The sequence below is a fragment of the Microcystis sp. M_OC_Ca_00000000_C217Col genome, from assembly GCF_007095585.1.
GTDB classification, from domain to species: Bacteria; Cyanobacteriota; Cyanobacteriia; order Cyanobacteriales; family Microcystaceae; genus Microcystis; species Microcystis panniformis.
This window is the reverse complement of the sequence record NZ_SFBV01000075.1, coordinates 1-13,007: the sequence shown is the minus strand read 5'-3', so window position 1 is coordinate 13,007 and position 13,007 is coordinate 1. Positions and strand designations below refer to the sequence as shown.

Below are 13,007 nucleotides of genomic sequence, written 5' to 3'. Positions count from 1 at the left end.
TCTTTTAAAGAATCTTGAGTCCCTAAATCAACAGAACATCCTAATATATCTTCTAAGTAAAGTCGTACCTCGATAAACTCAAATAACCCTACCGCTTTACTAAATTCTGTGTGGAAACGAGGTCTATACCGATAGAATATCCGCAAAATAGTCCTAAAAGTTTTGCCCAATAAGCACTTCAGGGTTCCATAAGCAAAAATTATCACACAAAGTCGAGAAGAGCCATAAATCTACATCACTGTCAAAACGTGCTTCATCCCTTGCTACTGAACCAAATAAGTAGTCATGCAAAATTAATTACCTGCCTGATCGAGCTAAAACCCTTACGGGGCAATGATCGTCATGTGTAAATAATTTTGCCTAGGTACTTAGAGAACTCCATAAAAAAGATGATCCAATAGTCAAGTGGTTTGATAAGGGATTTCCACAAACCACTTTGGCAAATGGGGAAGTCGATTAATCTGTTTTTCCAACTCTGCCATTGCCTTCTGAATCAACTTTACCCCAGTGTGGTAAACCTTCTCAATGAGCTTGACGACCGGATTTTTTCCTTTGAAGGTAAGGGTTTCGGCAAAGTGAAGCACCGTTTCCACACCCCAAGAGTAAACTCCCCTTCCAATGCTGCTCCAGCCAGCCAAAGGTACGTTCTACTGGATTGTACTTGCTGTGATAGGGGGGATAGTAGGCTAACTCAATGTTCAATTGCGACTGCTGGGCAAAGGCTACCATCCGGTTCATAAACTGAGTACGACGAGAATGGTTCTCCGGCCCATTGTCTTGGTTAATCACCAATTTGTGAATGTGGCTAAAGCGGTCTTTTACCATCGCCCACCACTGCTCCAGCAAGTCCACAATACAATCTGCGGTCAGTTTAGAGCTGACAAAGAACAAGTACAGTTCATTGTATTCGGGGAGGAAAATACCATAGGGGGTGAGGGTGGTGCTCGCATCAAAATCATGATCTAAGGCAATAGTGGTCACTCGCGTTTTGCCTCCTCGGTCAAACTCTCCAACTTTGACCGCTACTTTGGCATCCATTGAGATACGTAAGGTCTGCGGGTCAGCATCGGCCTGTTGATTAACCGAGTGGATTTGCTCAAAGATGGCATCCGTTTCCGGTATTTTCTTTTGCGGTTTCGCCTTGACTACTCGTTTTAATCTATATCCCATCTCGTTTAATCGGCAACGAATTGTCTCCTCACTGGGTAATTCCTCCGGATGGTAGCCTTTCTGCTCTATCAATTGACGACGCACTTCCGATGCACTTATCCGGCTGTATAAACGGGTGCTTTTGAAACTAGGATCGGTCTGTGCCTGGGGTTCTACCAAGGCTCGTATGTCTTCGAGCAAATTAGGTAATTTTTCTTCTACTCGCTTGCGTCCACTGCGATGATAACCATCTTCGAGTGCTTGTCCACTGGTCAATTCCCCCATCCCTTTGCGGATTGTTCGCCGATTCCAGCCCAATTCTCGTTCGGCAAAGGTTTGCCCTCCAATACCTAACGTTTTCACCACTTCTGCCATAAATTGTCGTCTGTCACTGCCTTTCAGCTTTTGGGCAGTTTTGATATAAAGGGCTTTCAGACTATCGGTTAGTTGAATCAGGGATGCTGGTTTCATGCGAGTTCCTCACTCTGAGGATTTTCCCGTTATTATAGGATCAATCATTCTCTGTAATTCTCTTAGAGACAGAGATTTTACCCCTAGTTTTTCTAATTGTTCTCGGTGTGTTGCAAGAATTGTTAGTACCTCATCTCGTTTCATGGCTATTTTCTGAAATCTGATTCCTTCATTGTAACCTTAATGTTTGTTTGATGAATAACATTAGACCTCGATCTAATATTATCTCAAGGCTCAAAGTCTTTTTAGTTAAGAAACTTACCCAAATAAAAATGATTTTAATCGCCCCATATTTTTTCAATGAAATCAAATTGGCAACGATAGATATACATTTCAGCTATAGAACTACTTAGTTAGTACATAGTATAAAAGCAAGCTGTGATTGGGTGATAATTTTTGGAGATGTCTCTTGAACAAGAGGATAACTTATGAATGTCTTTCTCCGCTTTAATTCTCGTATTCTAAACTGGCAAAAAGTCAAAATCTATAATTTCTGCAAAGGTATAAGGACAAACTTGCGGAAACGTATCAACAGATAAACCAGTTTTTTTGATCACCGATCGCTTGGCTTTATCATAAATTATATCTAACCTAGAAGCCCCATAATTGTAGAGGGTTTTTGACTGGAATAAAATTTCTAGTTCTAGACGGAAATTATCGATTTCATCGGCCCATCCCCGGCCACAATTACCTTTTTCAGTCAGCCAATACTGATACATTAATAAATGTTTAACGGTTTGAATTAGATAGCTTTCCACTTTGTTCCTTTGTTCTCTCCCCAAATCTTCTATCTCCGTTAAAAGATGTTCCCAATCTAAATTTTTCATCTCCCCGCGTCGAATTTGTTCGGTGGTTCGCTCAATCCACAAAACAAAGTCCTGATCATAAAGCTGTTTTAATTCTTCCCACTGCATAGATTTTTGAGATTGAGCCGCGCTTTTATGATCAATCATAAACAACAAAACCCCCCACCAATGGGCGGGGGGTTTTTTAGTTACCTAATTCAAGGTTTAGCCGAACTTGCCAGCAGTGGAAGCGATCAAGAAGGCGGCGTAGGTGAAGATATAGCCAACGGTGAAGTGAGCTAAACCAACCAAACGAGCCTGAACGATCGAGAGAGCCACGGGTTTGTCTTTCCAACGAACGAGGTTCGCCAGAGGAGTGCGTTCGTGGGCCCAAACGATAGTTTCGATCAACTCTTGCCAGTAACCACGCCAAGAGATCAGGAACATGAAACCGGTTGCCCAAACGAGGTGTCCAAAGAGGAACATCCAGGCCCAGACAGAAAGGTTATTAACACCGTAGGGGTTGTAACCGTTGATTAACTGAGCCGAGTTAGCCCAGAGGTAATCGCGGAACCAGCCCATCAGGTAGGTGGAGTTTTCGTTAAACTGAGCCACGTTACCCGACCAGACACCGAGGTGTTTCCAGTGCCAGTAGAAGGTTAACCAACCCAGGGTGTTCAACATCCAGAACATGGCTAGGTAGAAGGAATCCCAAGCAGAGATGTCGCAAGTACCGCCACGGCCGGGACCGTCGCAAGGGAAGGAATACCCGAAGTCTTTTTTATCGGGCATTAATTTGGAACCACGAGCGTCTAAAGCACCTTTAACCAGGATTAGAACGGTGGTGTGTAAACCAAGAGCGATCGCATGGTGAACGAGGAAGTCGCCAGGACCGATGGTTAAGAATAGGGAGTTAGTGCCGCTATTGATTGCGTCTAACCAACCGGGTAACCAAACATCACCGTAGTTGGGATAGGCGGTGTAAGCGATACTATCGGGGTTAGACAACAGTACGTTCATGCCGTACAGGGTTTTACCCGAAGCTGCTTGCACGAATTGAGCAAACACAGGTTCGATCAAGATTTGTTTTTCGGGAGTACCGAAAGCGACGACCACATCGTTATGAACGTAGAGGCCGAGGGTGTGGAAACCTAAGAAAAGGGAAACCCAGCTTAGGTGAGAGATGATCGCTTCTTTATGCTCCAGCATCCGCGCCAGCACGTTATCTTTGTTCGCTTCGGGATCATAGTCACGCACGAAGAAGATAGCACCGTGAGCGAAAGCACCCACCGCTAGGAAACCAGCGATGTATTGGTGGTGGGTATAAAGAGCCGCTTGGGTAGTGTAGTCCTTAGCGATAAAGGCATAAGGGGGTAGCGCGTACATATGCTGCGCCACCAGAGAGGTGATCACGCCTAAAGAAGCGAGAGCCAAACCGAGTTGGAAGTGGAGAGAGTTGTTAACCGTGTCATAAAGATTTTTGTGACCGGCTCCTAACTTACCACTGGGGGGTCTGTGTGCATTAAGGATGTCCTTGATGCTGTGACCGATGCCCCAGTTGGTGCGGTACATATGACCAGCCACAATGAAGATCACAGCGATCGCCAAGTGGTGGTGAGCCATATCGGTTAACCAGAGGGACTCGGTTTGGGGATGGAAACCACCTAAGAAGGTGAGGATCGCAGTTCCCGCGCCTTGGGCAGTACCGAAAATGTGGTTAGCAGTATCGGGGTTTTCTGCATACACACCCCAGTCACCGGTGAAGAAGGGTAGTAAACCCGCCGGGTGGGGAGGAGTGGAGAGGAAGTTGTCCCAACCAACGTGCTGACCGCGGGATTCGGGGATAGCAACGTGAACGAGGTGTCCGGTCCAAGCCAGAGAGCTAACACCGAACAGAGCGGCGAGGTGGTGGTTCAGGCGAGATTCAGCGTTTTTGAACCAAGCGAGGCTAGGACGGAACTTAGGTTGTAAGTGTAACCAGCCAGCAAAGAGGAAAATCGCCGAGAGAATCAGCAGGAACACCGCACCTTGGTATAGGTCTTGGTTGGAGGTCATACCGATGGTGTAGAACCAGTGGTAAACCCCGGAATAGGCGATGTTAACCGGATTAGAAGCGCCAGCTTGGGTGAAGGCATCTACAGCGCCTTTACCGAACTGGGGATCCCAAATCGCATGGGCGATGGGACGGATGTTTAAGGGATCTTTGATCCACTGCTCGAAGTTACCTTGCCAAGCGACGTGGAATATAGTACCGGAAGTCCACAGGAAAATGATTGCAATGTGGCCGAAGTGCGACGCGAAAATCTTTTGGTAGAGATTCTCTTCCGTCATGCCATCATGACTTTCAAAATCGTGGGCTGTGGCGATCCCGTACCAAATCCGACGGGTAGTCGGATCTTGGGCTAGATCTTGGCTAAATTTAGGGAATTTAGTTGCCATAGCTGTTTAGGAAATTCTCCTCTCTAAATAACTGAGGCTCTTACACGAGTGCTGGTTATTTCCTTTTTTCAATTCACCCACTGTAATAGGAAACGCTTACAGAGGTATCGGTCAATCGACGCTGGTTCTGCCTAGTCTTGCCAATCCCCGGGGGACTGGCAAGCCCTTATAGGCAAGTTTAGCCAATCGAGAGACTTCTGGCCAAGAAGAATGCCCAAGTGGTGACAATACCGCCTAAGAGGTAGTGAGCCACACCAACGGCACGACCTTGAATGATGCTCAGGGCGCGAGGTTGGATAGCGGGGGCAACTCTTAACTTGTTGTGCGCCCAGACGATCGACTCGATTAATTCTTGCCAGTAGCCGCGACCACTGAACAGGAACATCAAGCTAAACGCGAAGACGAAGTGACCGGCTAGGAACATGATTCCGTAGGCGGACAGGGCAGAGCCATAGGAATTAATGACTTGCGCTGCTTGCGCCCAGAGGAAATCCCGTAACCAACCGTTGATGGTGATGGCACTTTGGGCGAAGTTACCGAGGGTAACGTGGGTGACAGTGCCATCGGGGGCGACGGTTCCCCAGACATCGGACTGCATTTTCCAGCTAAAGTGGAAGATTACGACCGAGATGGAGTTGTACATCCAGAACAGGCCGAGGAAAACGTGATCCCAACCGGAAACTTGGCAGGTACCGCCGCGACCGGGACCATCGCAGGGGAAACGGAAACCGAGATTCGCTTTATCGGGAATCAGACGGGAACCGCGAGCGTAGAGAACCCCTTTGAGGAGAATCAACACGGTGACATGGATGGTGAAGGCGTGGATGTGATGCACGAGGAAATCGGCAGTACCGAGAGTGATCGGCATCATGGCCACTTTGCCACCCACTGCTACTACGTCGCCACCGAAAGCATAACTAGCGGTAGTGAGAGCGTTAGGAGCGGTGTTGCCGGGGGCCAGGGTGTGGAGACTTTGTACCCATTGAGCAAAGATGGGTTGTAGTTGAATTCCCGTATCCGAGAACATATCTTGGGGACGACCAAAAGCCCGCATGGTGTCGTTGTGAATGTATAAACCGAAGCTATGGAAGCCAAGGAAAATACATACCCAGTTCAGGTGGGAGATAATTGCGTCGCGATGACGGATCACCCGATCGAGCAGGTTATCGACGTTTTTGGCTGGATCGTAGTCCCGCACCATGAAGATCGCTCCGTGCGCTCCCGCACCGACGATTAAGAAGCCACCGATCCAAGTGTGGTGAGTGAACAAGGATAGTTGGGTGGCGTAGTCAGTCGCCTGATAGGGATAAGGCGGCATGGCGTACATATGGTGGGCCACGATGATGGTTAGCGAACCTAAGAGAGCAAGGTTAATCGCTAACTGAGCGTGCCAAGAGGTGGTCAGGATTTCGTACAGTCCTTTGTGACCTTGACCGGTGAAGGGACCTTTGTGGTTTTCAAGGATTTCCTTCATGCTGTGACCGATACCCCAGTTGGTACGGTACATATGACCAGCAATGATGAATAATACAGCGATCGCCAAGTGATGGTGAGCGGTATCGGAAAGCCAGAGACCACCGGTCACGGGGTTCAAGCCACCTTTGAAGGTGAGGAAATCCGAGTAAGCACCCCAGTTAAGGGTAAAGAAGGGGGTCAAACCCTGGGCGAAACTGGGATATAAGTCCGCCATCTTGCTCGGTTCGAGGATGAACTCGTGGGGCAAGGGGATGTCTTGGGGAGCTACTCCAGCATCGAGGAGTTTGTTCACCGGTAAAGAAACGTGAATCTGATGACCAGCCCAACCTAGGGAACCTAAGCCGAGTAAACCCGCCAAGTGGTGGTTCATCATCGATTCCACGTTTTGGAACCATTCCAGTTTCGGTGCGCTTTTGTGGTAATGGAACCAACCGGCAAACAGCATCAGGCCCGCCATAACTAAACCACCGATAGCGGTGCAGTATAGCTGATAGCTGTTGGTGAACCCAGAAGCACGCCAGAGGTAGAACAGACCAGAGGTGATCTGAATACCGTGGAAGCCGCCGCCCACATCGCCGTTGAGGATGCCTTGACCGACGATCGGCCAGACCACTTGGGCGCTGGGTTTGATGGCCAGCGGGTTGGTTAACCAAGCTTCATAGTTAGAAAATTTCGCGCCGTGGAAGTACATTCCACTTAGCCAAACGAAGACAACGGCGAGATGTCCGAAGTGGGCGCTGAAGATTTTCCGAGAAATATCTTCGAGATCGCTGGTTTGACTATCAAAATCGTGGACGTTGGCGTGTAGGTTCCAAATCCAGGTAGTGGTTTTGGGTCCTTTGGCTAAAGTGCGATCAAAATGCCCCGGTTGACCCCACTTCTCAAAGGAAGTAGGTACTGGGTCTTTATCTACAATCACTTTAGCTACCGCCTCTTTGGGGGGGAGTGCCATGAGGATTCTCCTCTCTCGACAATAGACTTAGCGTTTTATTTGAGGATAGATTTTTTAACCTAAAAAAGGCAAGTTGAAATCTGACCCACCTTTTGTTAATGTTGCTTGACTTTCCTCTTGGGTGAGATTCCAGTCGAAAGCATCAATAGTAGATGATAAGTCTTTGTTCTCTTGTCTGTTCGTTATGCTTAACAATAATTAAAATTCTCTCAATCCTTGATAGGAGAGACATTTTCTGCTATGGACGGTCTTAGTCAGGGTCAGACCAGTGATTTTTCTTTACAAAAGTTTATCAATTGTCGCTCCGGACGCCAATTTCCCCCTTTTCTCCCTCACCAGACCATATAGAAAATTCAATAGATAGATTCTCAAAAAACAATCAAACAATTCTGTAAAATTGAGGCCATAACCTGATCTTCTCCCGCTTTTGCTGACACCGGAGCATTCAATGACTCTAGCAAAAATCAATGGTTTGTATAGATTTTGGCCTTGGCTCTAGGAGGAACGTGCTATCCCTACTACATAAATTAATCCCAGTCAAAACCCTTCGTATATGTCTTGTGATCGGTTTACTGACCACCCTGTTAACCGCCTGTGGCGATCGCCTAACGGCTACCAATCTCCCCACTTCGGAAACCTCTAATCTTCCCGTCGTCCAAGGCCGCATTTCTGAGGTTGCCCCCCCGGTCCTAATTCAGGAACTGCGCCCCAGTTTAGATCGTTACGCTCCCCAAGTAACGATTCTCAGTCCTCTGGCCGAACAAGTTTTCGATGACCCTCAGGTGACAGTTAAACTACAAGTGTCAGATCTGCCAATTTTCCAAGACGATACCCTGAAATTAGGACCCCACTTGAGCCTAATTGTCGATAATGAACCAGCAGCAGCCATTTACGACCTCAAGCAACCGATTATCCTAGAAAATCTTGCCCCCGGTACTCATACCCTCCGCGTCTTGGCCCTGCGGCCTTGGCAGGAAAGTTTTAAAAATGATGGGGCCTTCGCTGAAACAACCTTTCATATTCTGACAAAAACAGGCAAAAATGCCCCTGATCATAACTTACCCCTATTAACCTACAGTCATCCGCAGGGAATCTACGGTGCAGAACCGATCCTGCTCGATTTTTATCTGAGTAATGCTCCTCTACGTCTGTCCAATACTGCCAACGGGGATAATAATCTTCAAGATTGGCGCATTCGTGTCACCGTCAACGGTGAAAGTTTTCTGCTTGATACTTGGGAACCGATTTATCTCAAGGGTTTTAACAAGGGCAATAACTGGGTACAACTAGAATTCATCGATGGTAAGGGAAATAAAATCGAAAACGAGTTTAATACCAGCGTGCGCGTGATTAGCTTTGATCCCTCTTACCAAGACGGCCTCAGTCAATTAGTCCGCGGCGATTTATCCCCTATAATTGCCCGTAGCATTGTTGATCCCAACTATCAAACTATTCCTAGTCTAGAGGAAGAAACCCCCGTTATTGAGCCAGAAACCCCTATAGTTGAGGAAGAAACCCCTGTAGTTGAGCCAGAAACCCCTGTAGTTGAGCCAGAAACCCCTATAGTTGAGGAAAGCCCTGTTATTGAGCCAGAAAGCCCTGTTATTGAGCCAGAAAGCCCAATAGTTGAGGAAAGCCCTGTTATTGAGCCAGAAAGCCCTGTTATTGAGCCAGAAAGCCCAATAGTTGAGGAAAGCCCTGTTATTGAGCCAGAAAGCCCAATAGTGGAAGAAAAACCAGTAGAGACAGAAACAATCGAAAAGGTCGAGGAAACCCCTGAAGCGATCGAATCTCCCCTAACCACCATACCAGAGACAAAGGAGATTAACGAACCTGCCCCTGGGATTCAGCCTCCGCTAGAAGTGGAACCTATTCCCGAACCCCAGAACAATAGCGAGCAAAAAATCACCATTTTTGATCGCGTTCAACAAACCTTAAACCGCTTCCAGTTGGCCTCTTCCCCAGCAGAAAAAGATATCGAACTACCCACCCTCGATCCTCAATTATTCAGCAATGTCGATCGCTCTTAAAACCCAGCTTAATCCTGTTTTTAGGGGAAGTGGGGAGGTGGGGATTTTTCAGTGAGCAGTGAACAGTAAACAGTAATCAGTGAAAAGAAAGTTCCCAAGTTTGGTTCTATTGGAGTTAAAGTGATAAGCTTATCTTATTGAAAAAAGGGCATAAGCCTTATGTCCCTAGCATTAATAACCATTATGTAACACAGTGAACATTTTTCACCTGATGTCCAGAAGACCCCGAAGTTTTCACCTAAAACTTTCTACTTAGGGCTGGCTGAATAACTGCCTCCTGCCCTCTGTCTGACCCCATCCTAGGTCTTTTTCGGTAAACCCTACTTAAAACTGGAATCTGCAATCTGATAACTGATAACTGATAACTGATAACTGAAACCTCCAACCGCTCGATCGAGAAATTATTAAACTAATATTTCGCAATATAGACAAAATTGGGAACTAGGTTATAATCTAGAACGTCTCTAGGTAATTTACCAATTTTTTGCTTGAGGTAATTGTGTTTAACAAAATTTCCCTTGTCGCTGGTTTTGCCGGTTTAGTTGCCCTAACTACCCTTGGCGCTGTACCCGCACAAGCAGGACCACAAAATAACGAAATCTTGATCAGTCAACTGCGCGGCCATAACACCTACAGAGGTGAGCCACAACTCAACCCCGGTGACTATATACTGGGTCGCGTCCGGGGAACCGTGGGTGGAATTCTGTCCATCCAATTGATCAGACCTGTGACAGTGGATGGCAAAGAAATTTTCAGTGGTGACTTTGCCGACGGAACCACCGCTCGTATTGTTGGGGATGCCATGGGTGGTGATGACGTGATTTTGCAAGTGGTAGATGGCAAATTAGTTTATGTGGGTAAAGCTCGTCCCTATTGGGTTTCCCGCTTGAAACTAAAATCGGAAATCTCCACCAGCGCTACTCGCTCGCAACTTTTAAGAGAAGTTAACCAAAAAGAACCCGCTTGGGGACTTCCCGCTTTACCGCCGGAAACCAGAACCTTTACTGAAGTTGCTCCTCAACCCGCTCCCGAGCCTAGTGTATCTCCTATCCGCGGACTTTGGTAGTGGGAAGACATCAGGAGAAAATCTCTTGTCTTTAGACTGAGAAGCTGAAAAATCTTCTCAAAGCCCAATACAAATGCACTAAAATTCCTCCTCTTTTTCCGATCGAAGGGGGGGTTTTTTATTTAGGGTTTGCGGCAAAAAGTTTTTCGTGGGGGTAGGGTGTGGGGTGTAGGGTGTAGGGTTTTACCGATTTTGAGGGGGTCAATTACCTAATTTTCAGGGAAAAAGTCCCGGAATTTTACCCCCGATCACTCCAAGGGTTGGCACTTTTTGAGGGAAAAAAAGTCTAAAAGCCTTATCCAACAAGGTTTTTAGATTTATTCAGCCAACCCTATTTAGTCAAAAATTGAGAAATAATTGTATTTCAGCCCAGATTCTCGTCAAAACATCGGTAAGGGCATGATCGCTATTTAATTCGATTAACTGTACCCAAGGACGAGAAAAAGCATAATAGCGACTATTTTCTGGGGGAATTACCCCATCGTTACTGCCATGAATAATCAGGGTGGGGAGCTGCCTGATTAACTTTTCTTGGGGATAATTAGCTAAATCCTCAATAAACTTGTAATAAATCGGCAGATAACGACGATAACCGTAGTGATAAACCGATAAACTCCCAGATTTTTGCCAATTGGCTAGGGTTTCTGCTCCCAATTGTCCTAACCAAATCGGCCCGAAATTAAAAGCGGGAGCTAATAAAACGAGCCTTTGCACCTGAAAATAAGTTTCTGCCAGCCAAGCTGCCGTTAAACCGCCAAAACTGGAACCAATCAGTGTAACGGGAAACTGAGATTGTTCAATCAATTGGCCGACTTGAACAATCTGACGAGTGAGAGTTAAGCTAGAAAAGTCATCACCGTTAAGATCGGGAATTTCCATTGCTAAACCCCTCTTTTGCCAACAATGTCTCAAAAATTGCGCTTTTGTAGATTGGGGGCCAGAAGCAAAACCGTGTAGATAAATATATCTGTTTTCAAGGACTGCCATTCTAGAACCAATTAGATTTCTTCATCTTGCTCTTTGGTGGCACTGGGAGAAGAATTATAAATGGCATCTAACTGTTGACGAGCATCTTCGACAGTGAGAGAACGAATCACTAACAGAGGTTCATTAATCGGTTGTCCAGTCTCGTCCAAAAGTTCGGGATGGGAAGTCATGGGATAACCGTAGGGATTATAGGAATTACCCGATTTAGCAGGACGTTTCTGGGAATCCATGCTGACAGTAATCAGACTCCGAATTAAATTATTAATGGTCAAAAAAGCGATAACTGTGAAGGCGAGGATATAGAGCAGATGTAACATTGGCCGAGTCTCCCGTGAATTATGCGTGAATATTCCTACAATTGCCAAAACTTTATGCTAAAAATTCGCTCAACTCTCTAGCTTACCAAAAAAGTTTCAAGTTAAGCGTCAGTTTGAGGAGATTGATATTCTCCCCAACCCTGTAATCGACGACGACGACTGCTGACCCCCCAACACTCTGCCACCAGCTGATGCCAAGGCAACAACATCTTGGCCTCGATACCCACCTGACCACCTGTGGTTTTAAAGAGTAAATGAGCCGTGGCTACCTCCTGTTGAGCGTTTTTGACTCTTGCTAATAAATCGTTTTGTTCCTCGAGGCTGAGAAAGGATAATCTCTCGGATTCGAGGAGGAGACGGGAACGGGAAAACCAATAGGTGAAATCCTCTAGTAGAGGTTCCAAGATAGTTTTCAGGAGTTCGTTTTCGGTGGGTTGCGAAGGGAACATTATTCTTATAATGACGATTTTGCTTACCTTAATCTTAGCGTTATTTATATTTCTTAACATTGTGACGGGAAAATTTTAAGATTTGCCCCGGCTGTAGGCGGCACTAAAGAAGTCCTGTTCACAACTAAGGGCATAACGATAGGATAAAGAGATATTTTCCGTCATCAGGGCGTATTTATCCGCTAATTCCTCTAACTGGCTTGCTAAAGCTGCGAATTCATTCCCACTATAACTATCAATCCAAGCTTGATAGGGATTCTCAGAAATCGCTTCTAAGGCTAATTGTTGGCCCAGATAAGCATAAAGACGCATACAGGGACTCATCGCCACGGCAATCGCACCGATGTCACCCATCCAAGCGGTAGCGAGAAGAAAATCCGTATAGCGACGGGTGGCATTAGCGGGCTGAACCTTTCTTAGGTCAACCCCCCACTGTAAAGCGTAATTTTCGTGTAATTCTAACTCCTTTAATACCCCCGCCGCCAACCGATGAAAGCTAGTAAATCCCTGCCAATCAGAAGCTTTAGCGGCGGCGATACTGTAAGCACGGGCGAAAGATTCCAGAAAAAAAGCATCTTGACCGACATAAAAAGCGAAACAATCCCGTTTAAGCTCTCCTGTGGCGATACCTCGCACAAAAGGGTGTTCTAGACAAGCTTGTACTAGATCTTGATGGCTGTGCCAAAGTTGCTGACTAAGCATGGGAAAATACTAATTAGGTGGACAAGGTTGGTTAAGTGGGTGGGTGGAATTAAATATAAGATGAATGTAGCGATTGTCTTAAAAGTCAAGGGGAATAAAGAAAATCTTTTGTACCCCAAATAGGCAAGACAAAGTAACGGCACCAGTCATCCGTTTTGTCAGCGATGAAATTGTTCGGAAAACT

Annotated in this window: 11 protein-coding genes and 2 pseudogenes; 2 read left to right on the top strand and 11 right to left on the bottom strand. The window is 46.2% G+C overall.

Features of this window, described 5'->3' with window-relative positions:
• The 7 genes and pseudogenes from EWV66_RS04375 to psaA form a co-directional block, all read right to left on the bottom strand.
• Positions 1-110, bottom strand: a pseudogene (locus EWV66_RS04375) (nucleotidyltransferase family protein); the annotation flags it as partial.
• A gap of 43 nt (positions 111-153) precedes the next feature.
• Entirely contained in the window at positions 154-291 is a 138-nt protein-coding gene (locus EWV66_RS23990) for a nucleotidyltransferase domain-containing protein (RefSeq protein ID WP_353734453.1), read from the bottom strand.
• A gap of 110 nt (positions 292-401) precedes the next feature.
• A protein-coding gene (locus EWV66_RS04370; protein WP_223213110.1) for an ISAzo13 family transposase occupies positions 402-1,602 on the bottom strand; the annotation gives its coding sequence in 2 pieces (ribosomal slippage) (positions 402-599 and positions 601-1,602; 1,200 coding nt in all).
• Between the two features lie 81 nt (positions 1,603-1,683).
• Positions 1,684-1,764, bottom strand: a pseudogene (locus EWV66_RS04365) (nucleotidyltransferase family protein); the annotation flags it as partial.
• Between the two features lie 317 nt (positions 1,765-2,081).
• Positions 2,082-2,573 (bottom strand): DUF29 domain-containing protein, encoded by a 492-nt coding sequence (locus EWV66_RS04360; RefSeq protein WP_052276853.1) that lies wholly within the window; start codon positions 2,571-2,573, stop codon positions 2,082-2,084.
• A gap of 57 nt (positions 2,574-2,630) precedes the next feature.
• Positions 2,631-4,844, bottom strand: coding sequence for a photosystem I core protein PsaB (gene psaB / locus EWV66_RS04355; protein WP_002770787.1), 2,214 nt, complete (start codon positions 4,842-4,844; stop codon positions 2,631-2,633).
• Positions 4,845-5,022: 178 nt separating this feature from the next.
• Entirely contained in the window at positions 5,023-7,272 is a 2,250-nt protein-coding gene (psaA, locus tag EWV66_RS04350; protein WP_002734764.1) for a photosystem I core protein PsaA, read from the bottom strand.
• Between the two features lie 467 nt (positions 7,273-7,739).
• On the opposite strand from psaA, the gene EWV66_RS04345 reads away from it, so the two are divergent.
• Together EWV66_RS04345 and EWV66_RS04340 are read left to right on the top strand one after the other, a co-directional pair.
• A complete protein-coding gene (locus EWV66_RS04345; RefSeq protein ID WP_185237519.1) occupies positions 7,740-9,302 on the top strand; it encodes a hypothetical protein in 1,563 nt (520 codons plus the stop codon).
• 499 nt (positions 9,303-9,801) lie between these two features.
• Positions 9,802-10,368 (top strand): hypothetical protein, encoded by a 567-nt coding sequence (locus EWV66_RS04340; RefSeq protein WP_002757226.1) that lies wholly within the window; start codon positions 9,802-9,804, stop codon positions 10,366-10,368.
• A gap of 339 nt (positions 10,369-10,707) precedes the next feature.
• Here the strand turns inward: EWV66_RS04340 and EWV66_RS04335 are convergent, their stop codons facing one another.
• The 4 genes from EWV66_RS04335 to EWV66_RS04320 all read right to left on the bottom strand — a co-directional run bounded on the left by EWV66_RS04335 (position 10,708) and on the right by EWV66_RS04320 (position 12,823).
• Positions 10,708-11,355 (bottom strand): YqiA/YcfP family alpha/beta fold hydrolase, encoded by a 648-nt coding sequence (locus tag EWV66_RS04335; RefSeq protein ID WP_002785243.1) that lies wholly within the window; start codon positions 11,353-11,355, stop codon positions 10,708-10,710.
• 11 nt (positions 11,356-11,366) lie between these two features.
• Complete coding sequence (locus tag EWV66_RS04330; RefSeq protein WP_052276851.1) at positions 11,367-11,672, bottom strand: DUF2973 domain-containing protein; 306 nt, start codon at positions 11,670-11,672, stop codon at positions 11,367-11,369.
• Positions 11,673-11,773: 101 nt separating this feature from the next.
• Positions 11,774-12,181: a DUF2605 domain-containing protein gene (locus EWV66_RS04325; protein WP_081417918.1), complete on the bottom strand. Its 408-nt coding sequence runs from the start codon at positions 12,179-12,181 to the stop codon at positions 11,774-11,776.
• Between the two features lie 15 nt (positions 12,182-12,196).
• Entirely contained in the window at positions 12,197-12,823 is a 627-nt protein-coding gene (locus tag EWV66_RS04320) for a TenA family protein (RefSeq protein ID WP_185237518.1), read from the bottom strand.
• Positions 12,824-13,007: the final 184 nt, after the last annotated feature.